This is a genomic window from Maribacter sp. IgM3_T14_3, assembly GCF_049603095.1.
Taxonomy (GTDB): Bacteria; Bacteroidota; Bacteroidia; order Flavobacteriales; family Flavobacteriaceae; genus Maribacter.
Map to the genome: position 1 here is coordinate 4,873,602 of NZ_CP187138.1, position 24,287 is coordinate 4,897,888.

Here is a 24,287-nt window from a genome sequence, read left to right on the forward strand (position 1 = left end):
CCTTTGAATAGGCTCCAACAAAATTGGAAAACTAAAATCTAAATTAAAACTTCTCTATAACTTCTTGGCTAACCCCTGTGTTAGAGAAACCACCATCGTGAAACAAGTTCTGCATGGTCACTTTTCTTGTAAGGTCAGAGAATAATGTTATGGTATAATCTGCACAGTCTTGAGCTGTTGCATTACCTAACGGAGACATTTTTTCTGCATAGCTGATAAAGCCATCAAATCCTTTTACTCCTTGTCCTGCCGTAGTTGCAGTTGGTGATTGAGAAATCGTATTTACACGTACTTTTTTCTCTTTACCAAAGAAATACCCAAAGCTACGGGCAATAGATTCTAAATATGCTTTGTTATCAGCCATGTCATTATAATCTGGGAATGTTCTTTGTGCCGCCATATAGGTCAACGCTACAACACTACCCCACTCATTCATAGCATCTGCCTTGTAAAGTGATTGTAATACTTTATGAAAAGAAAGAGCTGAAACATCCCATCCCTTTGCTGTAAAATCATATTTCTCATCGGTGTAAGCACGACCTTTACGAACATTAACGGACATACCAATCGAATGCAATACGAAATCAATTTTTCCTCCTAAAATTTCAACTGCCTTTGCTACTAAATTATCCAAGTCTTCAACACTTGTTGCGTCTGCTGGTATAATTTGTGAACCTGTTTCTTTAGCCAATTCATCAATCTGTCCCATTCTCATGGCAATCGGGGCGTTTGTCAATACAAAGGTACCACCTTCTGCGTGAACCGTCTGTGCCGTTTTCCATGCAATAGAATTCGCGTCTAATGCTCCAAAAATAATTCCCCTTTTTCCTTTTAATAAGTTATATCCCATGATGGTTGATTCTATAGTTAGATTTAATATTCAAAGATATCTAAAATATGTTAAAAGAGAATTGATGTATCGCGTTAAAAACCCTAAAACAATCGTCTTGTTTAAGGTGTTCGAACATCAAAATGCAAAAAGACACTTTTTACTATTTAGAAGTATTTATATTTATGATTATAAAGCAGCATTCAAAAGCTCTTTTGCATGTGCCAAAGCAGAATCGGATACATCTTTACCGCTTAGCATATGAGCCAACTCTACCACTCTCTCATCAATGGTCAGTTGCTTTAAGTTCGTCATGGTACGCTCTTTACCTTCGGTTTTAAAAACTTTAAAATGATGATTTCCTTTTGATGCTACTTGTGGTAAGTGTGTAATTGAAAACACCTGAAGATCGGTACTCATATCTTTCATAATATCTGCCATTCGGTTAGATATTTCGCCAGATACTCCTGTATCTATCTCATCAAACATAATTGTCGGTAGCTTTTCATACTTAGCCAATATCGCTTTGATCACCAACATTATTCTTGATAATTCTCCACCAGATGCTACTTTTTTTAATTCTCCATAGCTACCTCCTCTATTCGCTGTGAATAGAAATGAAAGTTCATCTTTACCAGTTGCTATAAATGCTTCTGCAGTACTCAGTTTAATTTCAAAAGATGCACTAGGCATACCTAAAAGCCCTAAATCTGATTCTAATTTTTTCTTTAATTGAGGAATTACGGAATTTCGTTTTTCGCTCAAAACAACCGCCTGAGTTTCTAAAACCGCTTCTAACTCTTGAATCTCTTTCGTTTTTGTCGCAATTTTATTATCTAAATTGGCAGTTTCAAAAACCTTATCGGCGAGGTCGTTCTTTATGATAATTAGTTCAGCTATATCGCCAACATTATGCTTTTTTAATAAATTATACAGTAACTGTAATTTATTATTTACTTGCTCAAGCTGATCAGGGTTCGCTTCTACACTTTCTTGTAAGCGTTGCAATTCTGAATTAACATCATCTAATTCTATAAGTACAGATTTTACACGCTCGAACAAATCTTTATAATTGGATCCAAAATCGACCAACTTAGAAAGTGACTGACGCATTTCTGTCACCAAAGGTAAAACACCAATTTGCTCATCATTGAACAATTGATCGCCTTTAGACAATTGCTCCATTATCAACCCTACATTGTTCAGCTGCTCGTATTCTTCTTCTAATTCTTCTATAACACCCACTTTTAAGGGTGCTTTTTCTAATTCTTCTAATAAGAAGGTATTATAATCTTGCTCTTTATTTGCTGTACTTTGTATATCGATTAAGGTCTGAAGTTCTTTCTCTGCTTTGCGATACGTCTTTAAACCTTTTCTGAATTCGGTTAATCGCTTTTGGTTATTTGCCAATGCATCGACCAATTTCAACTGAAAGTCGTTTTCGGTAAGTTGCATGGTCTGATGCTGAGAATGAATATCTATAAGGTTTTCACCCAAAGTAGATAACACCCCTAAGGTAACGGGAGTGTCGTTTACAAAAGCTCTCGATTTACCACTTGGCAAAATCTCGCGTCTAATAACCGTACTATCTTCATAGTCCAAATCATTTTCTTTAAAGAATTTTTGGAGTCCGTAGGTGTCTATTTTAAATGTACCTTCTATAATACATTTTTCATCCTTGACACGTAAAGAGGTTAAGTCTGCCCGTTTGCCAAGCACAAGTGATAAACCACCAAGTAAAATAGATTTACCAGCACCTGTTTCACCGGTAATAACCGTGAAACCTTTGTCGAAGTCTACCTCTAGACGATCAATTAATGCGTAATTGGAAATGGAAAGGGTTGAAAGCACGCGTTAGAATTTTAGATTCACAAAGGTAATCTATAATTCCGTTTTGTAAAATGGTTCAATATTTAATATCGTTCCAAGTAGAAGCGTATAACGGAGCAATTTTATTTAATGTTTCTTTCAGCTTTATAATATCTATTTTTGGTCCGTCAGAAAAAATATTCTTAATTTCTTCAGATTTTGCATCAAAGAATGTAGAAATCAAAAAAGCATTAGGTCTTCTATTAATCATAGTTTGAAACAAATTCATGGTACCGGCAATAACTTGCTTGCCCGTACTATTATTATCTGGCAAAATATCGAGACCTTTTCGATGATAGTTATACATTGCTATTCGATACTCTCTATAGGTATTCGATAAAAGATTATCTACCAGCTCAAATCTACTTCTGTTAGAGTCGGAAGACTGGCTCCATCCGGCAGAATTACTACCCTGAGCTTGAGTTACAATATTCTGTGCCTTTCTATAAAAATCTGTTCCGCCTTCTAAAGAAAAAGTATCGGCATCTAAGCCCAACATAATATATACATAGTAAGCCATAACGCTTACCAGGTTAGATTCGAACTGGTTCTCATTGAAAATTAAAGGTTGAAATTCAATATATTGAAAATTGAACGCATTGTCTTTATAATTAAAAACCGGAGATGAATAAGAGGTATTATAAACTGGTCTAGAAGATTGTATTTGAATATTACCACTAAAATTATTTGATTCGAAAGAGGTAATGGTAATGAACATTTGGGCATTTACCCGTTCATTCTCTTTATATACACGGTTTGTCCATTTTGTTTTATTAATGAAATCATTTAACGAACGCTCTAAAGTTTTAAATACCTGCTGCTCGCCTTGTGATAATTGATCGGAATTGACTGTTATCGCACAGGTTAATTCTTGTGCATTTGATACTAAGCTAAAAAAAGTGAAAAGTAATAGAAATATAGCCTTACGCATACCGTCTTTTAATAATTTCATTGAAGATATCCACGGCAACTTCTGCCTTGGTCTTTAGTTCAAACGTAGTAATGTTAGAATTGGTATCTATAAATGAAATTTTATTGGTAACACCGCCAAAGCCAGCACCTTTATCTCGCATTGAATTTAATACGATGGCATCTAAGTTTTTACGTTTAAGTTTACCTTTTGCGTTTTCAACTTCATTTTCGGTCTCCAATGCAAAACCTACCAGAAATTGATTTTTTTTATGATCTCCGAAAGTCTTCAAAATATCTTTATTCTTTACCAATTCAATAGTAAAGTTTTCTTCGGATTTTTTAATCTTTTGTTCTGCTACAGTTTTAGGTCGATAATCGGCTACAGCAGCTGCACAAATGACAATATCTGAAGTATCGTAATACATTTGGGAGCTATGATACATATCGTCAGCAGAAACTACATTGACTACATGTATATTATCATGAATGACGGACAAATGTGTGGGTCCGGTCACCAAATAGACTTCAGCTCCAAGATTAGCCGCCGTTTTGGCAAGTTCGAAACCCATTAATCCGGAGGAGTGATTACCTATGAAACGTACTGGGTCAATTGCCTCGTAGGTCGGACCTGCAGTAATCAATACTTTCTTTCCTGACAATGGCAATCCTTCAGATAACTGCTTTTTAATAAAGCTAACAATATCTTCTGGTTCTGCCATTCTACCCTCGCCATGCAGACCACTAGCAAGTTCACCACTTGTTGCCGGTATGATCATGTTACCAAAAGATGTAAGGGCATCTAAAGAACTTTTGGTACTCGGGTGCTTGTACATATCAAGATCCATTGCCGGAGCAATAAAAACCGCACATTTAGCCGATAAATACGTAGCCATTAAAATATTATCGCAGTTGCCTGTTGCCATTTTAGACATTGTATTCGCCGTAGCTGGTGCTATGACCATTAAGTCTGCCCAAAGTCCCATTTCTACATGATTGTTCCAATCGACAGTATTCTCTTCTGTCTTAACAAAATCAAGTACTACAGGGTTTTTAGCCAAAGTAGCCAGGGTAAGTGGGGAAACAAAAGAGCTGGCACTATCGGTAAGTATGACCTTAACGTTAGCGCCAGCTTTTATAAATAAACGAACTAAGAATGTAGTTTTGTAAGCGGCAATTCCTCCGGTAATTCCTAAAAGAATATTTTTGCCGTTCAACATAATTCTTAAGCGTCTTTTTCTGTATTTCTATGGTAGATCTTATCTGTCAACCACTCTTCTACTGCCATTGCGTGTGGCTTAGGTAATTTTTCATAAAACTTAGAAACTTCTATCTGCTCTTTGTTTTCAAAAACTTCTTCTAAACTATCGCTATAAGTAGCAAACTCTTCTAATTTCTCTAAAAGTTCTTTCTTAATTTCAGAATTGATCTGAATAGCACGTTTAGAAGCGATTGAAATTGCCTCGTAGATATTTTCAGTAGGTGCATCGAACTCATTACGGTCAATAGTTACCGTTGACACAGCTGCTTTAGAGTTTTTTAAATCGTTCATATTCATAATTACATTATTTATTTTGATTCAACGTTTTGCGCTTGCATACGTTGTAATTCTTTGTCAATTTTTTCAATTAAATCAGTTGCCTGCTTGTCGAATTTCGAATCTGGAAATTGCTTTTTCAAAGCAACATGTGCAGTTTTAGCATTTTTCAAACGCTCTTCTTTAACCTGTTCAAAACTATTTACCGCCATATGCGTCAAGGCATCAACCTTAATATACATAGCTTCTTCTCTAAATGGAGAACCAGGATTATCGGAAACAAAATTATCACTTGCCGCTACTGCCGATTTTAGCATATCATAATTGAAACGGCCAAGTTTATTATACTGCTTTACAATTTCAAAAGCTTTTTCTTCCTTTTTAGTAGTTAACTCTTGAGCCATTGCATTAGCTTCTGCAAAGTATTCTGAATCAGGATTGGTGTTAATGAAATTCTGCAATTTCAATAATGCTTTATCTGTATCTGTTTGATCTAAAGAATATTCTGGCGATAATTCATAGAAGCTTTTTGCACCTAAGAAATTTGCCTCAACAGCCTTATCACTTTTAGGATACGATTTTACAAAACGCTCGAATTGGTACCCGGCCATATTGTAATCTTCTCGCTGAAAATAACTGTTAGACAAAAAGTACATAACGCGTTCACCTTGAGGTTTACCTACATACTTTGGTGCAATTTGTTCAAGCAATCTGTTCGCTCTTTTAAAATCGCCCGCTTCGTAGTAAGTTTCTGCCATATCGTATTTAGCTTTTACATCATCGTGCTTCAGTACCTTTTGGTACTCGCTACATGATTGTAAAGCTATGGCAATCAATAGTAATGGAAAAACTCTCCTCATTTTAAAAAACATTTTGCAAAATTAGTGATTATCAATGGATTTAAAAAACATTTTAAACCAATAAAAATACAGGCTTTATACCATAAGAACGTCCTACCTAGAGAAGATTTAACGAATATTTATGCAGGTACACGTATCATAGATTCCATAAAAGAAACAATTCTATGCTTTAAGGCATCGCTCGCGGCAACCAATGGCAATCGCACAAAGGGCTTCGTAAGACCTAAATATTCAAAAATAACTTTAATGCCGGCCGGGTTTCCTTCCTCAAAAATTAACTTCATACCATCTTGAATTCTATAGTGATAGCTATAGGCTACTTCGGTATTACCAGCTAATCCTTCATGTACCATTTTAGAAAATTCTTCTGGCAAACCTTGTCCGATTACAGAAATTACTCCGTCACCACCAGCAACTATAGTTGGTAATGCGGTAATATCATCTCCGGAAAGCACTAGAAAGCCGGCTGGTCTTTTCGATATTAATTCTTGTACCTGTGTCATATCGCCACAAGCTTCTTTTACTGCTACTATATTATCAAATTTCTTTGCTAAGCGAACGACAGTTTCTGGCAACATATTACTACCGGTACGACCAGGTACATTATATAAAATTATCGGTAACGGCGATGCTTGAGAAAGCGCTGCGAAATGCTGATAAATACCTTCTTGCGTAGGTCTGTTATAATACGGAGAAACAGATAAAATCGCATCATATGCAGATAAGTCTGCCGTTTGTAGCTCTTCTACCAACGCCATAGTATTGTTACCGCCAATACCGATTACTAATGGTAAAGCACCTCGGTTCGCATCTTCAACAGTTCGCATAACAAGTTGCTTTTCTGCTTTTGATAGAGTTACAGACTCTGCTGTAGTACCTAAAACTACCAAGTAGTCTATATTTCCCTCAATACTATAGGCCACTACTCTTCTAAGAGCTTCAACATCTACCGAACCATCTTCTGTAAAAGGCGTTATTAACGCTACACCTGCCCCCCTTAAATCTCTCATAATTAAATCTCCTTAAAAATGCCCAAGTACTTTTTCAATTCTTTTTTAAATATTTGAAAGTCCTTTAACGGCGTATCTAACATTAAATCATTGTAAGTCGGTCCAACTTCTTTAAACCCGACCCGTAACCGAGCTTTAGCCTTCATTGACATTAAATTCAATAATAGGCTATCCTCATTATAATAATTCACTAAAAGGTCATATTCTCGTCCTAAAAACTCAAGGGCATAACTGTTTTCAATTTCACCGTTCCATCCTAAATCCTTATCTGAAAAAACAGGAGTGGCATACGGAGAGTTCTTATCATAAAAACGCTTATATCCAATAATTTTAACCGCATTGGGGTGTAACGATAACTCTTCTTGAAACTGAAAAAATACTTCAGATTTCTCAAACTTATCTAGATCCACGATGCAACCTACAGAACGTATTCCCTTACTCTCACGCGTTACAGCAACTGGTGTTGCCACCAACTGTTTTAATATCTTACGGCCAGATTTCCGTTTAAACTTGTCCTTAATTCCTTTTAAAAACATGTATTTTTACATTTAGACAAATGTAAATAATATCCCTGCAACTCTATGGCGAAGTTAAAACACTTTGGTATTTTAAAAATAAAACATTTTGTTATATTTTTAACATTACTAAATTTAGCATCTTGCAAAAACAACCCTGAGCAACTAAAAGAACTGACTGGCAGGCAGATACCTATTGACACCAGTTATAGTTCTGTCGACAGCATTCAGAAATTTATTCAGCCTTATCATGACCGCGTTGAAAGTATTTTAGATAGCACTTTGGCATATGCACCATTTGTAATCTCGAAAACCGATGGCAAATTTAATACTACAGCAGGTAATTTAATGGCAGATATTGTGTGGAGCGAGACCAACCCCATATTCAATAAACGCACTGGGCATACTATTGACCTGGTATTATTGAACCATGGTGGTATTCGATCTATTATATCTAAGGGAAATGTTACTTCTCGAACTGCTTATGAAGTAATGCCTTTTGAAAATTCGGTGGTCGTCGTAGAACTTAAGGGCGATGCCCTATTAAAGATGGTCGACTACCTAATACAATCTAAAAGAGCTCACCCTGTTGCTGGTATACAGCTTATACTTAATAAAGACAACACGGTCAATACTTTTTCAATTAACGGAAAACCTGTAGACAATAACAAGTCTTATTATGTTGCAACCTCTGACTACCTAGTTACTGGTGGCGATAATATGAATTTTTTTAAAGAAGCGCTTTCTAAAACAGAAACCGATTACAAAATACGAAATGCCATGATAGATTTCTTTTCTAAAGTGGATACCATTGCCCCAAAAGTAGATTTAAGATACTATCAATTACAGTAATATGGAAAGAAGAAAATTTATACGAAATACTGCTGCGTCATCTAGTCTGTTAACTCTTGGTGGCTTAGGTCTAAACTCTTGTAACGTATCTACAAAAAAGCATATTACTATTTTACATACCAACGATGTACACAGTCATGTAGATGCATTCCCTAATGATCACGCAGACTTTCCTGGGCTTGGCGGTTTGGCGCGAAGAGCGGGTTTAGTAGATAGTATTCGTAAAGAAAACCCAAATACATTTCTATTTGATGCTGGCGATATTTTTCAAGGTACTCCCTACTTCAATTTTTATGGTGGTGAGCTGGAATTTAAACTAATGAGCATGCTTAATTATGATGCCACTACAATTGGTAATCATGATTTTGATAATGGTATTGACGGATTATTAGCGCAAATGCCTTACGCTAAATTTAATTTTATCAGCGCCAATTACGACTTTTCAAAAACAGTTTTAGACGGATTAACACAGCCATATAAAATTTATGAGAAAGACGGAATTAAAGTGGGTGTCTACGGATTAGGGATTAAATTAGACGGATTAGTTACAAAACAACTTTATAAAGAAACGGTATTTCTGGACCCCTATGAACTGGCAACCGATATGGAGACCAAACTTAAGGAGGAGGAAAAGTGCGATTTAGTCATTTGCCTTTCTCACTTAGGATATGAATATAGCACTGAAAAACCCGATGATTTAAAACTTGCCAAAAGAACTAAATACACCGATTTAATTATTGGTGGTCACACCCATACATTTTTAGATAAACCAACTGTAGTTACCAATGCTGCTGAGCGTGATGTATTGGTCAATCAAGTAGGATGTTTTGGCGTGAACCTTGGTCGTATAGATTTCTATTTTGACAACAGCACTGTTAACGCGAACGGGTACACTATTAAAGTCTAAAAAAGAGACCTCTTATGCTTTACTATAAACGTTGCTCTAGCGATAACAAAAACTTCAAGGAATTAGTAGCGTTACTTGATGCAGATTTGGCATTACGAGATGGAGACGAGAACACTTTCTACGCACAATTTAATGGTATTGATGCGTTGAAAAACTGTGTCGTCTTTTATACTGATGAAACCCTTGTTGCTTGCGGAGCTTTCAAAGAATTTAACAAAGACTCGGTTGAGATTAAACGCATGTATGTTCAACCAGATTACCGCGGAAAAGGAATTGCCTCAAAAGTACTAGTAGTATTAGAAGAATGGGCAAAAGAATTGAATTATAGTTACTCCGTCTTAGAAACAGGATTACGACAAACTGAAGCCATTGCACTCTACAAAAAGAATAACTATACAGTTACCGATAACTATGCCCCTTATGAGCATATGGCTAATAGTGTTTGTTTCAGGAAGGTGTTATAATATAGTTTTTACAAAATATAATTGAGTAGAATCAGTATCTTTCTTGTTCTTATTGATGTTGTTGTAATACAAATTCCTAGTTCTACTTAATAATGAAACAGCTTCTTATTTTAATAATAATCCTGTCAAATTTGAACTTATTTGGACAAGACTTGACTATAATAAATAAGAATGTTGACTTTGCTGATTCATTAAATTATAACAAAGAAATCCGAATTTATAGAACTTCGGGAATGACAAACTATACGGGCATTTTTAGATTCTATCAAGATAACAAAGAAAAATGGAGAGCAGAATTAATTAACCACTATGCAATAATACCTAACCAAAAAGAATTCAGAATTGAAAAAAGAAAACTGAAATCCAAACGTAAAATGGATTTGGTTTGGTTAGAGATCCTAAAAACCAATATTCAAGATTTGCCTAATATGACTGATATTGATTGGAAACTAAAGAAAGAGCCAGTAATTCAGGATATGAATGGCGAAAAAGTATTGAGTTGGAAAAAAAACTTAATATTGGACGGAGATGGATATTATGTTCATTTTCGACAAGGAAAATACTTTAATAGAGTTTATTATTCTAATCCTGAAAGTTACTTACGGATTTATAAAAATGTGGATGAATTAGTTTACTTCAACGAATTATTAAATTTGATAAGGACTGAATTCGGTGTGTGGAAATAATAGTAAGTAAAATAAAGATTAAACGTTAAGTTTCCTTACATGCCATATTGATAAAATAAACCTTGTAAAACTAAATATGCTAACCAAAAAGAACATTAAAATACTTCGCTCCGTTGCTTTAATAATTGTAGTTGCTGCTCTTTTCATGGTCGCATTCGATAAAATTATTTTTGCTTCATTTGCCTTTACAACAGCCGGGTTTCTTCTCTTACTTTCTCTTTTCAATGAAATAACCAAAATATTTAGAAACTTATAAACTTTTATTATGTTAGAGAATCTGGCTGGCAATTAGGGCTAAGGTCTTCCAATGAATCATACCAAAAATTTCTTTCCTTCTAACTACATTTATCTAAGTCGTTGTAAAATATTGTGCACTCTCAGCAATTTTTAAGATATTAATATAAAGTGGATTATTATGGCAACTGTAGATAAAATAAGGAATGGATTGATTGATAAACTCCTTACTATAAGAAATAAGGAATTTTTGCAAGCACTTGATAAGATTATTACTTCGAGTTCTGCGGAAACCAAAATAGTTGAATTAATAGTTGAGCAAAAACAGATGTTGCAAATGAGCGAGGAAGATATATCAAATGGTCGATTGATTTCGCAAAACGAAATGGACAAACGAAATCTTAAATGGCTGAACTCAATGTAATTTGGACAAAAACCGCAGATATTCAATTTGCTGGGATTCTTGAATATTGGGTTAATAGAAATAAATCAACCGCTATTGTAATTATAGCCTTTTGGGACAATCGACAGAACCCTATAAGCTTGTTAGAGATTCTACAGGGCAAAAATAACCTTTTATAATAAAACCATAAACAATGCAATTAAACATACATTCTGAAGGAATTGAAGACCATCTTATAACTCTACAAGAGAAATATTTAAACTTAAAGACTGCTGTTTTAAAAAACCTTAAGTTAAATCCTGAGGAAAAAAAAGGACAGCTCAAGAAAATTAAGACGGAATATCTTGTTGAGAAAAAAAATGTTAATGGGAATTTTTATTAAGATATAGACATGATTTATTGATTTCAAATCTGTGAATAAAAATATTAAACTATTGCTGTAACAATTTCATAAAAGCGGCATCTATTTATGAAAACTAAACAATGAAAAGCATTTTAGTAGCTCTTGTCACAATTATCTCTCTACATTCCCAATCAAAAGTAGATTACTTAGAGCAAAATCGATTTGATTTGACAAAGTCAAACTTTGACTTTCCGCAAAAAGATTTCAGCATCATTGGTTTTGGTGCTTACCATGGTAGTGTAAAAACTGAGGCGGCAGAACACAACCTTCTTAACTCATTAACCAAAAGCGGGGCGATTGAATATTACTTGCCTGAAACAGATTTTAGCCTTGGGCATTTCCTAAATCAATACTTACAAACGGGCGATACACTATTACTTAAAGACCTAGTGATTAACTATGGTGCTAGAGTGCCACAAGAACGAAGTATTGAAACTTACGAGAAGTGGAAAGGCATTAAAAACCTCAATGATAAATTACCTAGAAAAAATAGATTCTCCGTCTTGGGTATTGATCAGATAGTGACCTATAAATACACGGCTAAACACCTTTTAGAACTTTTAAACTCTGATAAAATTCAGGATAATGCAGTACAACAACTAGAACAAATGGTTGCTTTAGATACTACTGATTATTCGCCATATTACGATAGTTATTCTAAAAGTATTATGAAGGCATTTGTAGCATCTTATGAGACAAATACTGCGTTATTCTCAAAGTCCGTTATTGATGAATTTGCCTTTAATCACATAATACAAGACTTAAAGTATTCGTTTAATCCCGAGGTAAATCGTGAAGAGGTTATATTCAATAATTATGTGCACCTCAACTCCATTTATAATTTTAAAGAAAAGCCCCAATTTATAAGGTTCGGTTTTTTTCATTTAGAGAAGCAGAGAGAAAGTAATAATCCGTCATTTTTTACCAGGTTGATAGAAAACAATATTTACCCAAGAGAGAAAGTTATTTCTGTTATGGGTTATTTGACCGAAAGTCGGGTACTCTGGGACCATGTGTATGATGACAACGGAACATATCAATCTTTTACCACCGAGGGCGGATTCGGAATTGGGGATTACGAGAAAGAGTATTTCTTAGGTATCGAGCACCTGAAAAAATCTAAATTATCTGACATGACCTTATTCTGCTTAAATGCTAGTAATACGCCGTACAGTGACGGTATGCCAGATTTAATTGAGGTGGTAATGACAGATGAAGATTATAATAGCGAAGCTATAAAAGGAAAATCTACCACAGAGTTTATCGACTATGCCATTTTAATTTCGAATTCAAAAGCGAATACTCCTATTGAAGAATTGAAGTAAATATACTAAGGCGTCAACTCTTCAAACAAAAAATAGTATTAATGTGATTTCTAGCAAAACACAATTCTATACTTGGTATAATGTTTAATTTTACTGCATAAATAATACACTAACACCACAATCATGAAAATAATAGGCATAGGCAAGAATTACGTAGTAGATAAATCTGAAATTGACGGATTAAAAAATGACGTACAGCTCATTTTTACAAAGCCAGATTCTACACTTGTCACAGATAGTAAAGATGTAGCATTTCCAGCCATCGCCAATGAGTTGATTTATGAAGTTGAACTTGTTGTAAAAATTGGTAAAACAGCTAAAGATGTTAGTATTGCAGATGCAAACTCTTATATCTCTGAAATAGGTATCGGTATTGACTATACCGCAAAAGATGTACTTACTGCAAGTAGAGAGAAAAAAGGCCCTTGGGCTTTAGCGAAAGGTTTCGATGGTGCTTCACCTATTGCAGGTTTTAAACCAGTATCGAACTTTCCTGAATTAGATAACATTAATTTTGATTTAGTAATCAACGGAGAAAAGAAACAGGTAGGTAATACTGGTTATATCATTTATAACTTTGCAGAAATTATCAGCTTTGTATCTACATTTATGACCTTGAATCCTGGGGACATGATTTTTACCGGTACACCAGCAGTTGGTGCAGGTCAAACATTTAAGGGAGATCACTTACAAGCTTCTATTGAAGGAGAATTATTGTTAGATTTCAAAATGATATAACCCTTTTAATAAATTTTATACTGAACCGGACACCTATAAGGCGTCCGGTTTTTTTTGCTAAAAATTTAGCTGCATTTCGTTCTAAGTTCTTACCTATTCCTCTTGAAACACCTACCCCCTATTGATTACCAGCTTTTTATAAATTCATCTAGTATTTCTATTTTCGTACTTTTTATATTGTAATTTCGTACGTTTTATTATATATTATACAAAATAGTTGAATGAACTTTGTTTTCCTGTTAGTTGCAATCTTCGGATTTTTCTTAACTGCCTTGTTACTTCTAAAGAAAAATGTAAATAAATTACCTCAGTATTTTCTTGCTTTCTTTTATTTTATTTATGCTGTTTACTCCCTACAAACTTATATTTTTACAGAAGGTTTATTAACGCAATTTAAATGGTTCTATTTTTGGCCTTTGCTACTCTATAGCATCATAACCGTGCCTGTATACTTCTATTTTAAGACGGTTATGGACGATAAGTTTACATGGAAATCGCAATACCTTTTACTTTTCGTTCCATTTATTATGAGCGTTATAGATGTTGCCTTAGTTTTTTCTAAGCCAGCAACCTATTATAAAGAAATTGTAGATAATGCTATTGCTTTCCCCAAAGAACGGTTCAATGCTCAATACGGCATGCTTAGTTTAAATGAGCATTATAGTTTAAGGCATTTATGGCAATTAGTATATCTTTTTTCTCTACTACCATTGTTAAAGCGATTTTTAACCATAAACCCGAACGACAAACTAAAGTCCGTTCTAATAGATGGCTGCTTTTGTTTTATTCAGCACTAAGCATAATGGCATTTATTACCTTATTTTTTGGAATAGAACGGTTATTAGGATTGAACACTTTACATATAAACAACCCTAGTTTGCAAAGCCTGAACCTTATTTTATTAGTGGTTTTATTGGTGATAAGCATTGCTCCCTTATACTTCCCTTCTATTCTCTACGGATTTCCAAAAAATCAGTTATTAGTATCATCACGAATTTTAAATAATACCACATCTACAGAACAGATGTACGGATTAAATAACCAAGAACTGAATAACTCACTAATTGTAATTGAACAGCAGGAAGCTTTTCTGCGTCAAGATTTTAATTTAAAGGCATGTGCAGAACTTTTACATGTGCCGCCTTATCATGCCGCTTATTTTTTTTATCAGACGAAAGGTATCAGTTTCAATACTTACCGGAACAAGATTAGAATAGAAAAAGCAAAGCAGCTTATTGATTCGGGATTTCTAGAATCGAACGATTTATACAAACTTGTGTACTTGTGCGGATTCAATAACAAAAGTGATTTCGAAAATAATTTTCAGAGATTTACAGCAATAAGTTTTAAAGATTATAAATCTAAGTAACTTGACCTCTAGGCGTTGTTGTTAATGATAAAATTGACAATTACCTTTAACTCTTCATCTAAACTAATTGTAGGGTAATCTTTTTTCGCCAAACGATACCAATAACCTGCATTAAACCGATCACCTTCTTTACGGTGCAGATAAGCATGTAACCAACTACCCAATGTATTGTGCATATCTTGGGCTATATTATGCGAAGTTTCCCAATCGCCCTTGGCATCATACCATATCGATTTTAGTCCGTCTGACCATTCTTTTGGTGCATGAGTCAACTCTAAACTTTTTTCAAATTCTAAGTAGGTCTTCGGTATCATTTTACTACTCGTTTTATAAGTTTCTCTACCGTTAAGCCTTGACCGATAATAGAGAATACGACAACTATATATGTGATCACTAAAAATGCATCTCTATGCATCTCATCAGATAAGCCTAGTGCCAATGCAATTGAGATACCACCACGCAAACCGCCCCAGGTCATTACCAAATTTGTTCTAGGCACAAAGTCTAACCTCTTCTCAAAGAACTTAATTGGTATTAATAGCGATAAGTAACGACAAATCAATACTAACGGAATTGCCAACAATCCGGCGATTACGTATTCTGTTTTAAAGGATAATACGAGCATTTCCATCCCAATTAATACAAATAATAATGTATTTAGAAGGATATCCAACAGCTCCCAAAATTTATCTACATAGGTTTCTGTAGTTTCTGACATGGCAGAATTACGCACGGTATCATTACCAACTACCAGACCTGCTGCAACCATTGCTAGAGGAGCTGATAAATGGAATTTCTGGGCTATCAAAGTACCTACCATTACAGTTGCCAAGGTGATGATCACTTCTATATCATAATCATCTATAGATTTCATAAGTTTCCAAGTTCCCCAACCTAAAGCAAGACCTAACGCCAAACCGCCAATTACCTCAACTCCGAAAAGTTCTAGAATGTCTAATGGATTTACTGCAACATCTGTAGCAGATGCCAATTGAAAAATGGTTAAGAAAACAACTACTCCTACCCCGTCATTGAACAATGATTCTCCCACAATTTTAGTTTCCAGTTGTTTTGGAGCTCCTGCTTTTTTCAATATTCCCAATACTGCAATTGGATCTGTAGGCGATATTAATGACCCGAATAATAGGCAGTATATAAAGGAAATCTCCATTCCTATAAACTGTAATAAATAATACATGCTCGTACCAACTAGAAAAGTTGAGACTAATACCCCCAAAGTAGAGAATACTAATATAGGCCAACGCTGCACTTTTAATTGTTCAAAATTGGTATGCAATGCGCCTGCGAACAACAGAAAACTTAACATAATATCTAGCAGTACAGATTTAAAATCTATCTGGGTAATGATGTATCGTTCCGCATTAATTAAGGTGTCATCAATATAACCTATTAAAAAAACTGCCAACGTAAATAGAATTGTAATCAGCATTAAGCCAATACTATTAGGTAGTTTTAGAAAACGCGCGTTTATATAGCCGAAAATTGCCGAAAGAAATACTAATACTGAAATTATTGTAAAAACGTCCATAGTTGTTTATGCTATCATATTTATAAAATCTTGCTCGCTAATAATAGGGATTTCTAAGCTTTCTGCCTTTGTCCGTTTACTCGGGCCCATTTTATCACCTGCAACCAGAAAACTGGTCTTTGATGATATCGAAGAACCTACCTTGCCGCCATTATCTTCGATTTTCTTTTTAAGCTCATCTCTACTCAAAATCTCAAACACACCTGATACTACAAAGGTTTTACCAGCTAACATATCGGTCTGGTTTTCTAATTTCTCGGCAGATATGGCTAATTGTACGCCGTAACTACGTAATCTCTCTATAGCATCTATATTCTTCTCGTTCGCAAAAAAGTCAATGACACTTTGTGCGATTCGCTCTCCTATTTCATCTACAGATGTCAAATGCTCAAGAGTAGCTTCCTTCAAAGCATCTATATTCTTATAAGCTTTTGCCAATTTCTTTGCCACAGTCTCCCCCACAAAACGAATACCTAAGGCAAACAATACTCGCTCAAAGGGTATTTGTACTGATTCTGATACACCTTTGACTAAATTCTCTGCGGATTTCTCAGCCATTCTCTCCAAGGGCAACACATCTTCTTTGGTGAGTTTATACAAATCGGCATAATCGTCTATTAAACCTTCTTTAAATAGTAATTCTACGGTCTCACCACCTAAGCCTTCAATATCCATCGCCTTTCTTGAAATGAAATGCTGAATACGCCCGGTTATCTGTGGAGGACAACCATATTCGTTCGGACAGTAATGTTTGGCATCACCTTCTGTACGGGTAAGTTCTGTTCCGCATTCGGGACACTGATGTATATACTCCGTAGGTTTTGAATCTGCAGGTCTTTTGGTTAGATCTACCGCTATAATCTTCGGAATGATTTCTCCTCCCTTTTCTACAAATACCGTGTCACCAACACGTACATCTAATTTTGCAATTTGATCAGCATTGTGCAATGAGGCTCTTTTTACTGTTGTCCCTGCAAGCAAAACAGGTTCTAGGTTAGCTACAGGAGTAATTGCACCTGTACGCCCTACTTGATAGGTTATTTCATTTAAAGTAGTAAAAACTTGCTCTGCCTTAAACTTATACGCCATTGCCCAACGTGGCGATTTTGACGTAAACCCTAGTTCTTCTTGATTCTGAAGACTATTTACTTTGATCACTACACCGTCTGTTTCATAAGGTAACTCATGTCGTTTTATATCCCACTCCTCTACAAATGCCATAACTTCATCTGTAGTTTGGCAAAGCTTTGCCACCGTTGGTACTTTGAAGCCCCATTCACGGGCTTTCTCTAACATATGAAACTGAGAATCTATATACAGATTTCTGCCTACAATGCTATATAGCAAACACTCTAACGGTCTTTGTGCAACAGCATTGCTATCTTGAAGCTTTAAACTACCAGATGCTGTATTTCTAGGGTTCATATATGGATCTTCACCATTTGCTACTCGCTCTTCGTTCATTTTTAGGAACCCCTCAAAAGGTAAAACAATCTCTCCACGTATATCGAACTTCTCTGGGTAATCTCCCTTTAGTTGTAACGGAACCGATTTAATGGTTTTGATATTATTGGTAACATCATCTCCTTGAATTCCGTCGCCACGGGTAACTGCTTTTACCAGCTTCCCTTTTTCATAGGTTATGCTGATAGATGCACCATCGTACTTTAACTCGCACGTAAAAGCCACAGGCACATCGCCTAGGTTGCGCTGAATACGTTTCTCCCAATCTTCCAAATCTTCTTTAGAATAAGAATTATCTAAAGAATACATTCTGTGCTCATGAACAACGGTGGCAAAATTCTTGGTTATCATACCTCCCACTCGCAAAGAAGGTGAACTGGCATCATAGAATTCCGGATGTTTTGCCTCCAAATCCTGCAATTCTTTCAATTTCATATCGAACTCATAATCGGAAATGGTCGGATTATCCAACACATAGTAATTATGATTATGCTCTCGTAACGCTGTTCTTAGTGCTTCTATTTTTGCTTTCATATTCCTTAAAGCTGCTCTTTATTAATCCATTTTGGTGTTGGTAACGGAATGTAATTTTCCATTTTCTCTAACAATGAATCTATATCATCATCTACCAAAATAGTATTTATATGTTCTTGTTTTACAAAACCTTCTTTGACCATGTCATGCATCATCTTTAAAAGGGAATCATAAAATCCGTTTGTATTTAATATTCCTATCGGATATTGATGCAATCCCAGTTGAGACCAGGTCAACATTTCAAAAAATTCTTCTAAGGTTCCAAATCCACCAGGCAACATTAGTATACCGTCAGATAGGTCATGCATCTTCAATTTACGTTCGTGCATATTTTTGGTAACAATTAATTCTGTCAATCCTTCATGAACTACTTCTTTCTTTTTCAAGAATACAGGAATGACACCTACTACCTTTCCGCCATTGTTAAGAACTCCTTCAGCTACTTTACCCATGATGCCTATTTTAGCTCCACCATACACCAACTGAATAGCTTTCTTTGCGAAAGTCTCGCCCAATTCATATGCCTTTGACCCAAATACAGAATCGACACCTTCACTACTACCGCAAAACACTACAATACTTTTCATTCTCTTATTCCTTTTAACATGCGGTCATTACCAAACATATCTTTCCGTAACTCTATAGTCTTAAAATTAGATTTTTCTAATAATTGTTTAGTTTCTTCTCCCAAATACTGATTGATCTCTAAATACAAACAACCATCTTCATTTAGATGGTCAGCTGCAAAATTTACTACTGCGATATAAAACTTTAACGGGTCTTCGTCTGGTACAAAAAGTGCTAAACTAGGCTCATGGTCTATGACATTGTTTTGCATTTCTGCTTTTTCTAATTCTCGCACGTATGGCGGATTAGAAATAATGATATCAAATTTTTGATTCAATTCTTTTGCTGAGGTTTCCGCATCCAAAGACAACATATCTGCTTTAAAAAACTTTACACCTGTATTCAGTAATCCGTTATTTTCCTCAGCTACTTTTAAAGCATTATTAGAAATATCTAACCCGAATATTTTTGCATCCGTCAGGTTTTTATCTAAAGAAATGGGAATACAGCCGCTACCTGTACCCATATCTAAAATTGTCAGTGCTTTTGCCGCATTCTTATAGTCATCTAAAATCCAACGGACTAATTCTTCAGTTTCTGGTCTTGGTATCAATACATGTTCACTGACCTTAAAATCTAGGTCCATGAAATATGACGCACCAATAATATGCTGAATAGGCTTCTCTAGTTTTAATTCAGATAAGGCTTGAAATATAACAGTCTCATGTTCTTTATCAATAACCAGACCTGGCTGAATTGTCAAAACAAAACGTTCTAAATCCAAATAATGTTCAATGAGTAAATAGAAGAAACTGTTCACTTCTTCTTTACCGTAGATGGCATCTAATTCTGAATGATATATATTTTTGATTTCTCTTAAAAGCACAGTTAAAATGTTTTAAGCATAAAAACGGGACAAGAATAATGACCTGTATCTCCCATTCTGGCATCTATATATTCAAATCCCATTTTCTTATATAATTTTTGAGCAGCCTCCATATTTGGCATGGTCTCTAAATAGCAAGCATCAAAACCATATTCTTTGGCACGTTCTAAACATACCGTTATCATTTTGTAACCTACACCTTTACCTCTCGCCTCTTCTATAAAGTACATTTTCTGGAGCTCACATATATTACCTTCATAATTATCTAATTGCGCAACACCGGCACAACCTAAAATAGAACCATTAGCCTCTGCAACAAAATAAGTCGCCTTAGGTTTCTCATAATGCTCGAACATGTTATCTAATGACGGATCTTCATAAGCCGTACCTACTTTTGGCACACCTAAGTCTGCCAACACTTGCCGTATAACTTTGGCTACTTGTGGGTTATCTTCCTTTCTAATTTCGCGGATTACGACATTTTCCATATCAATAAGGCAATAGGTTTTAAAGTACTATTTTTGAGGTGTGAAGATACGTGATATGCGTATAATGTTAAAGTTTGATGTCCATTAATAATCTAAATACCAACAATTCAATGCCGTTACATAGAGATGCGCTTTCTACCGATGAAACCTATATGCTTCGTTGTTTGCAGATAGCAAAGAACGGACTAGGCTTAACAGCACCTAACCCTATGGTAGGCGCTGTAATTGTGCATAATGATAAAATTATAGGCGAAGGATTTACAAGTACCTACGGTGGCTCTCACGCTGAGGTAAATGCAATTAACTCTGTTTCTGATGTTTCCCTTTTGAAATCATCTACCATTTATGTAACCCTTGAACCTTGTTCGCATTATGGTAAAACTCCGCCTTGTGCAGATTTGATTGTTAAAATGGGAATACCTAAGGTTGTCATCGGATTGAAAGACCCGCATGAAAAAGTAGCTGGTAACGGAATCAAAAAATTAGAAGCTGCAGGATGTATTGTTCAAGTAGGTATTCTACTAGAAGAATGCGAAGAACACCATAAACGTTTTCTCACCTTTTTCACTAAAAAACGACCATACCTAATTTTAAAATGGGCAGAAACAGCTGACGGGTTTATTGCTCCTGAACGGTTAAAACGTGGAGAAGAGAAGAAACCCTATTGGATCACCAATACCAAATCGCGACAATTAGTGCATAAATGGCGAAGTGAAGAGGCTGGTATTTTAGTTGGTACAACAACGGTACTGGCAGATAATCCGCAATTAAATCTAAGAGATTGGGCAGGAAAACCACCTACTCGAATTGTATTAGATAGAAGCCTAAAAATAACAACGGATTATCATGTTCTTGACGGAAAACAAAAGACCATTGTTTGTACCGAAATAACGGATAGCAACTCCCATTTAGAAGGAGTAACTTATAAAATCATCAATTTTAATTCTGATGTACCGCAACAGCTATGTAATGTGATGCATGAAGAACAAATACAAAGTGTCATAATCGAAGGTGGCTCGCAAACACTACAAAGTTTTATTGATGCTGGTCTTTGGGACGAAGCTCGAATTTTCAAAGGAGCAAACAATTTTATAAAAGGTATCGCTGCTCCAAAAACTGCAGGACGTACCCAACAACAAGTTAAAATTTTAACCGACCAACTAACCATAATACGTAATGATTAAAAATATCATATTTGATTTTGGAGATATCTTCATTAATCTAGATAAGCAAGCCCCTTTATTAGAAATGGCAAAATTTGGGTTTACCGAATTGACCCCTGAATTGGCTACCATTTTTAAAGAATACGAAATGGGATTAATGGAGTCTGATGAATTTGTTAATCGACTACAGGGTATTTTTACCAATGCTTCTAAAGATCAAATTAAAGATGCATGGAATTCTATTATTTTAGATTTTCCTGAAGAACGCTTAGAATTCATTGAAAAACTAAAAAGCGATAATAAATACCGATTGTTTTTATTAAGTAATACCAATGATTTACACATAGACAAAGTGAAAGAATCCATGGGATTGGAACGCTTCAACAGGTTTAAAAACTGTTTTGAGGTTTTCTACCTATCTCAAGAAATGAAAATGCGCAAACCTAATGCAGATATTTATGAATTTGTCTTGAAAGAAAATGAATTAAATGCAAATGAGACGTTCTTTTTAGATGACACTAAAGAAAATACAGATGCCGCTTCTAAGCTAGGTATACATTGCTGGAATCTTCAAGTAGGTAAAGAAGATGTTCTAGAAACTTTAAGCCATCTCTAAATGATGTATTTAGCGCTTAGCATTCTTTTTTCAAGCTTAATTTTTGTTATTTTTAAATTGTATGCCAAATATCAAGTTCAAACGATATATGCCATAATTACCAATTACTTTGTTGCTTGTACCGTAGGTGTCATTTATTATAATGAGCCGATACACCTTGCCGAAATACCCCAAAAAAGTTGGTTCTGGGGAAGTGTCGCTTTAGGTCTTCTTTTCATACTAATATTTAATCTGATGGCAGCCACCTCTCAGAAACTAGGAGTCTCTGTTGCATCAGTAGCCACTAAAATGTCACTTACCATACCTGTATTATTCGGAGTTTTCTTCTATAAGGAGACACTAGGTGTATTAGAAGTTATAGGTATTTTCTTAGCCTTACTAGCCGTTTATTTTACCTCATTAAAAGAGCAAAAAGTAAAAGCTGAAAAATGGGCTTTCGCATTACCTGTTTTAGTTTTTCTAGGTTCGGGAACCATAGACACCAGTATAAAATACTTTCAAGATGCCCATATGCCCGAAGAGGAATATGCATTATTCTCTGCAACAGTCTTTTTATCTGCAGGTATTTTCGGATTACTTTTCATCGCATTCAAATCTACCCAACAGCGACTAAAAGTAAATTTTAAAAATATTATTGGTGGTATTTGTTTGGGTGTACCTAATTACTTCTCCATCTATTTTTTACTTAAAGCATTACAACACCCAACATGGAACAGCGCTTCTGTTTTTACTATTAATAATGTGGCAATTGTAATGTTCTCTACTTTATTGGGTATTATACTATTTAGAGAGCGCCTAACGTTTAAAAACTGGTTCGGAATAGGATTGGCTATATTTAGCATTGTACTGGTCGCATTTGGTCAACAACTTATGACTTTCTTTTAAAAAATTACGATTTGAAATATGGACGCTTATAAAACAATCTCTAAACCATCTGAACCTATTATGTTCAAAGAGCGAAAGAGCAAGTTTTACGGCTATTGCTTTCCGGTTTCTGATGAGGATACTGTTAAAGAACATATTGAAGCGCTTAAGAAAGAATATCCCACAGCAAACCACGTATGTTATGCATGGCAAATGGGTATTGAAACAAAATCGTATCGCGCTAATGACGATGGCGAGCCAAACAACTCTGCCGGTATGCCCATTTATGGTCAGCTTCAATCTTTTGATGTAACCAATACTTTGGTTGCTGTGGTTCGTATTTTCGGCGGCACAAAATTAGGTGTCGGCGGATTAATAAGTGCTTACAAAGAAGCAGCAAAGTTAGCATTAGAAAATGCCCAAATAGTAACCAGGGTTTTACAACAACAACTATCGGTGATGTTTGAGTATTCAGAAATGGATATTGTAATGCGATTGGTAAAAAAACACCAACTAAATATTGTATCGCAAGATTTACATTTAAAATGTAAAATGGTGCTATCGGTTAATAAAAGTGATTTCAAAAAGACAATGAAACTTTTAAAGGTGCATCACAAATTAGAAATAAAAGAAATTGACTAATTTCTAATACTCTAATTTATCTAAAAGTAATTGCGGACATTTGGTAGGTCTATTGCGCTTCATATCCATAAAAACCAAAACTGTATTCGCGGTCGCTAACAAATCTCCTGCTTCGTTTAAAATTTCATAGTCAAATTCAATTCGAACAGCCGGCTTTTTAGTCAAAATAACCTTCACTGTAATTAAATCATCATACAGAGCTGGCTTTAAATATTTTATTGACAAACTTATTACTGGAAGCATAATTCCGCCTTCCTCCATGCTTTTGTAAGAAATACCTAACGACCTTAACCATTCAACTCTTGCCAATTCTAAATATTGAGCATAATTGCCATGATAGACAACGCCCATCTGGTCGGTTTCACTATATCTAATTCGAAAAGAAATTTCGTTTGTACGCATTTATATGAAGTAAAAAGTATATATTTAAAAGCTCCCCTATTGAGTGAGCGAACATGCGAAAAAAAAAGGTCAAATTCAATGACTATCGATTTTTTTTTTCAATAAATTGTTCACATATTTGCCCAAGTTGAAAGAGAACCTATATTGATTTTTTATAATCACCTATAGTTCAACACTAACCATTAAAAGTGAAAATTTTATT

30 protein-coding genes are annotated in these 24,287 nt (G+C 35.0%); 15 read left to right on the forward strand and 15 right to left on the reverse strand.

What is annotated here, in order from left to right:
• Positions 1 to 43 precede the first annotated feature (43 nt).
• The 8 genes from ACPF9A_RS21590 to ACPF9A_RS21625 form a co-directional block, all read right to left on the reverse strand.
• A complete protein-coding gene (locus ACPF9A_RS21590; protein WP_424000393.1) occupies positions 44 to 850 on the reverse strand; it encodes an enoyl-ACP reductase FabI in 807 nt (268 codons plus the stop codon).
• A gap of 168 nt (positions 851 to 1,018) precedes the next feature.
• Positions 1,019 to 2,680, reverse strand: coding sequence for a DNA repair protein RecN (recN, locus tag ACPF9A_RS21595; RefSeq protein ID WP_424000395.1), 1,662 nt, complete (start codon positions 2,678 to 2,680; stop codon positions 1,019 to 1,021).
• Positions 2,681 to 2,735: 55 nt separating this feature from the next.
• The gene (locus ACPF9A_RS21600; RefSeq protein ID WP_424004551.1) at positions 2,736 to 3,629 is read right to left on the reverse strand and encodes a DUF4835 family protein; all 894 of its coding nucleotides are present in this window, start codon (positions 3,627 to 3,629) and stop codon (positions 2,736 to 2,738) included.
• A complete protein-coding gene (gene coaBC / locus ACPF9A_RS21605; RefSeq protein WP_424000397.1) occupies positions 3,622 to 4,827 on the reverse strand; it encodes a bifunctional phosphopantothenoylcysteine decarboxylase/phosphopantothenate--cysteine ligase CoaBC in 1,206 nt (401 codons plus the stop codon). Before coaBC ends, ACPF9A_RS21600 begins: the two co-directional genes overlap by 8 nt.
• A gap of 5 nt (positions 4,828 to 4,832) precedes the next feature.
• Positions 4,833 to 5,159 (reverse strand): DNA-directed RNA polymerase subunit omega, encoded by a 327-nt coding sequence (locus ACPF9A_RS21610; protein WP_424000399.1) that lies wholly within the window; start codon positions 5,157 to 5,159, stop codon positions 4,833 to 4,835.
• A 17-nt stretch (positions 5,160 to 5,176) separates the two neighbouring features.
• Positions 5,177 to 6,004, reverse strand: a complete 828-nt coding sequence (locus ACPF9A_RS21615) for an outer membrane protein assembly factor BamD (RefSeq protein WP_424000401.1) — start codon at positions 6,002 to 6,004, stop codon at positions 5,177 to 5,179.
• A 119-nt stretch (positions 6,005 to 6,123) separates the two neighbouring features.
• Complete coding sequence (gene dapA / locus ACPF9A_RS21620) at positions 6,124 to 7,014, reverse strand: 4-hydroxy-tetrahydrodipicolinate synthase (protein ID WP_424000403.1); 891 nt, start codon at positions 7,012 to 7,014, stop codon at positions 6,124 to 6,126.
• A gap of 2 nt (positions 7,015 to 7,016) precedes the next feature.
• Positions 7,017 to 7,550, reverse strand: a complete 534-nt coding sequence (locus ACPF9A_RS21625; protein ID WP_424000405.1) for a DUF6913 domain-containing protein — start codon at positions 7,548 to 7,550, stop codon at positions 7,017 to 7,019.
• Between the two features lie 45 nt (positions 7,551 to 7,595).
• On the opposite strand from ACPF9A_RS21625, the gene ACPF9A_RS21630 reads away from it, so the two are divergent.
• The 11 genes from ACPF9A_RS21630 (at position 7,596) to ACPF9A_RS21680 (ending at position 14,910) form a co-directional block, all read left to right on the forward strand.
• Positions 7,596 to 8,381 (forward strand): 5'-nucleotidase C-terminal domain-containing protein, encoded by a 786-nt coding sequence (locus ACPF9A_RS21630; protein ID WP_424000407.1) that lies wholly within the window; start codon positions 7,596 to 7,598, stop codon positions 8,379 to 8,381.
• Between the two features lies 1 nt (position 8,382).
• Positions 8,383 to 9,288: a bifunctional metallophosphatase/5'-nucleotidase gene (locus ACPF9A_RS21635; RefSeq protein WP_424000409.1), complete on the forward strand. Its 906-nt coding sequence runs from the start codon at positions 8,383 to 8,385 to the stop codon at positions 9,286 to 9,288.
• 14 nt (positions 9,289 to 9,302) lie between these two features.
• Positions 9,303 to 9,752 (forward strand): GNAT family N-acetyltransferase, encoded by a 450-nt coding sequence (locus tag ACPF9A_RS21640; protein ID WP_424000411.1) that lies wholly within the window; start codon positions 9,303 to 9,305, stop codon positions 9,750 to 9,752.
• A 92-nt stretch (positions 9,753 to 9,844) separates the two neighbouring features.
• Positions 9,845 to 10,438: a hypothetical protein gene (locus ACPF9A_RS21645; RefSeq protein WP_424000413.1), complete on the forward strand. Its 594-nt coding sequence runs from the start codon at positions 9,845 to 9,847 to the stop codon at positions 10,436 to 10,438.
• Positions 10,439 to 10,853: 415 nt separating this feature from the next.
• Entirely contained in the window at positions 10,854 to 11,096 is a 243-nt protein-coding gene (locus tag ACPF9A_RS21650; RefSeq protein ID WP_424000415.1) for a hypothetical protein, read from the forward strand.
• Positions 11,078 to 11,254, forward strand: coding sequence for a hypothetical protein (locus tag ACPF9A_RS21655; RefSeq protein ID WP_424000417.1), 177 nt, complete (start codon positions 11,078 to 11,080; stop codon positions 11,252 to 11,254). Before ACPF9A_RS21650 ends, ACPF9A_RS21655 begins: the two co-directional genes overlap by 19 nt.
• Positions 11,255 to 11,268: 14 nt before the next feature.
• The gene (locus ACPF9A_RS21660; protein WP_424000419.1) at positions 11,269 to 11,457 is read left to right on the forward strand and encodes a hypothetical protein; all 189 of its coding nucleotides are present in this window, start codon (positions 11,269 to 11,271) and stop codon (positions 11,455 to 11,457) included.
• A 101-nt stretch (positions 11,458 to 11,558) separates the two neighbouring features.
• Positions 11,559 to 12,803 carry a hypothetical protein gene (locus ACPF9A_RS21665; protein WP_424000421.1) on the forward strand — a complete coding sequence of 415 codons (1,245 nt, stop codon included), beginning with the start codon at positions 11,559 to 11,561 and terminating at the stop codon, positions 12,801 to 12,803.
• Between the two features lie 123 nt (positions 12,804 to 12,926).
• Positions 12,927 to 13,541, forward strand: a complete 615-nt coding sequence (locus ACPF9A_RS21670) for a fumarylacetoacetate hydrolase family protein (protein WP_424000423.1) — start codon at positions 12,927 to 12,929, stop codon at positions 13,539 to 13,541.
• 221 nt (positions 13,542 to 13,762) lie between these two features.
• The gene (locus ACPF9A_RS21675; protein WP_424000425.1) at positions 13,763 to 14,338 is read left to right on the forward strand and encodes a hypothetical protein; all 576 of its coding nucleotides are present in this window, start codon (positions 13,763 to 13,765) and stop codon (positions 14,336 to 14,338) included.
• Positions 14,339 to 14,343: 5 nt separating this feature from the next.
• Positions 14,344 to 14,910, forward strand: coding sequence for a helix-turn-helix domain-containing protein (locus ACPF9A_RS21680; RefSeq protein ID WP_424000427.1), 567 nt, complete (start codon positions 14,344 to 14,346; stop codon positions 14,908 to 14,910).
• A gap of 8 nt (positions 14,911 to 14,918) precedes the next feature.
• On the opposite strand, the gene ACPF9A_RS21685 is transcribed toward ACPF9A_RS21680, so the two are convergent.
• From ACPF9A_RS21685 to ACPF9A_RS21710, 6 genes are read right to left on the reverse strand one after another with little or no spacing between them, the layout of a single operon-like run.
• Positions 14,919 to 15,224 carry a hypothetical protein gene (locus tag ACPF9A_RS21685; protein ID WP_424000429.1) on the reverse strand — a complete coding sequence of 102 codons (306 nt, stop codon included), beginning with the start codon at positions 15,222 to 15,224 and terminating at the stop codon, positions 14,919 to 14,921.
• The gene (locus ACPF9A_RS21690; protein ID WP_424000431.1) at positions 15,221 to 16,459 is read right to left on the reverse strand and encodes a cation:proton antiporter; all 1,239 of its coding nucleotides are present in this window, start codon (positions 16,457 to 16,459) and stop codon (positions 15,221 to 15,223) included. Before ACPF9A_RS21690 ends, ACPF9A_RS21685 begins: the two co-directional genes overlap by 4 nt.
• Before the next feature lie 6 nt (positions 16,460 to 16,465).
• Complete coding sequence (ligA, locus tag ACPF9A_RS21695) at positions 16,466 to 18,457, reverse strand: NAD-dependent DNA ligase LigA (RefSeq protein WP_424000433.1); 1,992 nt, start codon at positions 18,455 to 18,457, stop codon at positions 16,466 to 16,468.
• Between the two features lie 5 nt (positions 18,458 to 18,462).
• A complete protein-coding gene (locus ACPF9A_RS21700) occupies positions 18,463 to 19,044 on the reverse strand; it encodes a TIGR00730 family Rossman fold protein (RefSeq protein ID WP_424000435.1) in 582 nt (193 codons plus the stop codon).
• Positions 19,041 to 19,910, reverse strand: a complete 870-nt coding sequence (gene prmC, locus ACPF9A_RS21705) for a peptide chain release factor N(5)-glutamine methyltransferase (RefSeq protein ID WP_424000437.1) — start codon at positions 19,908 to 19,910, stop codon at positions 19,041 to 19,043. Before prmC ends, ACPF9A_RS21700 begins: the two co-directional genes overlap by 4 nt.
• 2 nt (positions 19,911 to 19,912) lie before the next feature.
• On the reverse strand, positions 19,913 to 20,398 hold the full coding sequence (locus ACPF9A_RS21710) for a GNAT family N-acetyltransferase (protein ID WP_424000439.1): 486 nt from the start codon (positions 20,396 to 20,398) through the stop codon (positions 19,913 to 19,915).
• Between the two features lie 110 nt (positions 20,399 to 20,508).
• On the opposite strand from ACPF9A_RS21710, the gene ribD reads away from it, so the two are divergent.
• Genes ribD through ACPF9A_RS21730 form a run of 4 tightly spaced genes read left to right on the forward strand, consistent with a single transcriptional unit; the run spans position 20,509 to position 23,683 of the window.
• The gene (ribD, locus tag ACPF9A_RS21715; protein WP_424000441.1) at positions 20,509 to 21,582 is read left to right on the forward strand and encodes a bifunctional diaminohydroxyphosphoribosylaminopyrimidine deaminase/5-amino-6-(5-phosphoribosylamino)uracil reductase RibD; all 1,074 of its coding nucleotides are present in this window, start codon (positions 20,509 to 20,511) and stop codon (positions 21,580 to 21,582) included.
• Positions 21,575 to 22,177 carry an HAD family hydrolase gene (locus tag ACPF9A_RS21720; RefSeq protein ID WP_424000443.1) on the forward strand — a complete coding sequence of 201 codons (603 nt, stop codon included), beginning with the start codon at positions 21,575 to 21,577 and terminating at the stop codon, positions 22,175 to 22,177. Before ribD ends, ACPF9A_RS21720 begins: the two co-directional genes overlap by 8 nt.
• Positions 22,178 to 23,062 carry an EamA family transporter gene (locus tag ACPF9A_RS21725; RefSeq protein ID WP_424000445.1) on the forward strand — a complete coding sequence of 295 codons (885 nt, stop codon included), beginning with the start codon at positions 22,178 to 22,180 and terminating at the stop codon, positions 23,060 to 23,062. It abuts the gene before it with no gap.
• A gap of 18 nt (positions 23,063 to 23,080) precedes the next feature.
• Positions 23,081 to 23,683 (forward strand): IMPACT family protein, encoded by a 603-nt coding sequence (locus tag ACPF9A_RS21730; protein WP_424000447.1) that lies wholly within the window; start codon positions 23,081 to 23,083, stop codon positions 23,681 to 23,683.
• A gap of 3 nt (positions 23,684 to 23,686) precedes the next feature.
• Here the strand turns inward: ACPF9A_RS21730 and ACPF9A_RS21735 are convergent, their stop codons facing one another.
• Positions 23,687 to 24,085: an acyl-CoA thioesterase gene (locus ACPF9A_RS21735; RefSeq protein ID WP_424000449.1), complete on the reverse strand. Its 399-nt coding sequence runs from the start codon at positions 24,083 to 24,085 to the stop codon at positions 23,687 to 23,689.
• Positions 24,086 to 24,287 lie beyond the last annotated feature (202 nt).

What these genes read in the sequence shown, in the direction of transcription:
- ACPF9A_RS21720 (WP_424000443.1), top strand. Translation starts at nt 21,575, where the DNA reads ATGATTAAAAATATCATATTTGATTTTGGAGATATCTTCATTAATCTA.
- ACPF9A_RS21660 (WP_424000419.1), top strand. Translation starts at nt 11,269, where the DNA reads ATGCAATTAAACATACATTCTGAAGGAATTGAAGACCATCTTATAACT.
- ACPF9A_RS21645 (WP_424000413.1), top strand. Translation starts at nt 9,845, where the DNA reads ATGAAACAGCTTCTTATTTTAATAATAATCCTGTCAAATTTGAACTTA.
- ACPF9A_RS21680 (WP_424000427.1), top strand. Translation starts at nt 14,344, where the DNA reads ATGGCATTTATTACCTTATTTTTTGGAATAGAACGGTTATTAGGATTG.
- coaBC (WP_424000397.1), bottom strand. Translation starts at nt 4,827, where the DNA reads ATGTTGAACGGCAAAAATATTCTTTTAGGAATTACCGGAGGAATTGCC.
- ACPF9A_RS21725 (WP_424000445.1), top strand. Translation starts at nt 22,178, where the DNA reads ATGATGTATTTAGCGCTTAGCATTCTTTTTTCAAGCTTAATTTTTGTT.
- ACPF9A_RS21655 (WP_424000417.1), top strand. Translation starts at nt 11,078, where the DNA reads ATGGCTGAACTCAATGTAATTTGGACAAAAACCGCAGATATTCAATTT.
- ACPF9A_RS21635 (WP_424000409.1), top strand. Translation starts at nt 8,383, where the DNA reads ATGGAAAGAAGAAAATTTATACGAAATACTGCTGCGTCATCTAGTCTG.
- ACPF9A_RS21625 (WP_424000405.1), bottom strand. Translation starts at nt 7,550, where the DNA reads ATGTTTTTAAAAGGAATTAAGGACAAGTTTAAACGGAAATCTGGCCGT.
- ACPF9A_RS21650 (WP_424000415.1), top strand. Translation starts at nt 10,854, where the DNA reads ATGGCAACTGTAGATAAAATAAGGAATGGATTGATTGATAAACTCCTT.
- ACPF9A_RS21630 (WP_424000407.1), top strand. Translation starts at nt 7,596, where the DNA reads ATGGCGAAGTTAAAACACTTTGGTATTTTAAAAATAAAACATTTTGTT.
- ACPF9A_RS21675 (WP_424000425.1), top strand. Translation starts at nt 13,763, where the DNA reads ATGAACTTTGTTTTCCTGTTAGTTGCAATCTTCGGATTTTTCTTAACT.
- ACPF9A_RS21590 (WP_424000393.1), bottom strand. Translation starts at nt 850, where the DNA reads ATGGGATATAACTTATTAAAAGGAAAAAGGGGAATTATTTTTGGAGCA.
- ligA (WP_424000433.1), bottom strand. Translation starts at nt 18,457, where the DNA reads ATGAAAGCAAAAATAGAAGCACTAAGAACAGCGTTACGAGAGCATAAT.
- ACPF9A_RS21710 (WP_424000439.1), bottom strand. Translation starts at nt 20,398, where the DNA reads ATGGAAAATGTCGTAATCCGCGAAATTAGAAAGGAAGATAACCCACAA.
- ACPF9A_RS21690 (WP_424000431.1), bottom strand. Translation starts at nt 16,459, where the DNA reads ATGGACGTTTTTACAATAATTTCAGTATTAGTATTTCTTTCGGCAATT.
- ACPF9A_RS21665 (WP_424000421.1), top strand. Translation starts at nt 11,559, where the DNA reads ATGAAAAGCATTTTAGTAGCTCTTGTCACAATTATCTCTCTACATTCC.
- ACPF9A_RS21640 (WP_424000411.1), top strand. Translation starts at nt 9,303, where the DNA reads ATGCTTTACTATAAACGTTGCTCTAGCGATAACAAAAACTTCAAGGAA.
- ACPF9A_RS21735 (WP_424000449.1), bottom strand. Translation starts at nt 24,085, where the DNA reads ATGCGTACAAACGAAATTTCTTTTCGAATTAGATATAGTGAAACCGAC.
- ACPF9A_RS21685 (WP_424000429.1), bottom strand. Translation starts at nt 15,224, where the DNA reads ATGATACCGAAGACCTACTTAGAATTTGAAAAAAGTTTAGAGTTGACT.
- ACPF9A_RS21610 (WP_424000399.1), bottom strand. Translation starts at nt 5,159, where the DNA reads ATGAACGATTTAAAAAACTCTAAAGCAGCTGTGTCAACGGTAACTATT.
- ACPF9A_RS21600 (WP_424004551.1), bottom strand. Translation starts at nt 3,629, where the DNA reads ATGCGTAAGGCTATATTTCTATTACTTTTCACTTTTTTTAGCTTAGTA.
- ACPF9A_RS21730 (WP_424000447.1), top strand. Translation starts at nt 23,081, where the DNA reads ATGGACGCTTATAAAACAATCTCTAAACCATCTGAACCTATTATGTTC.
- dapA (WP_424000403.1), bottom strand. Translation starts at nt 7,014, where the DNA reads ATGAGAGATTTAAGGGGGGCAGGTGTAGCGTTAATAACGCCTTTTACA.
- ACPF9A_RS21670 (WP_424000423.1), top strand. Translation starts at nt 12,927, where the DNA reads ATGAAAATAATAGGCATAGGCAAGAATTACGTAGTAGATAAATCTGAA.
- ACPF9A_RS21700 (WP_424000435.1), bottom strand. Translation starts at nt 19,044, where the DNA reads ATGAAAAGTATTGTAGTGTTTTGCGGTAGTAGTGAAGGTGTCGATTCT.
- ACPF9A_RS21615 (WP_424000401.1), bottom strand. Translation starts at nt 6,004, where the DNA reads ATGAGGAGAGTTTTTCCATTACTATTGATTGCCATAGCTTTACAATCA.
- ribD (WP_424000441.1), top strand. Translation starts at nt 20,509, where the DNA reads ATGCCGTTACATAGAGATGCGCTTTCTACCGATGAAACCTATATGCTT.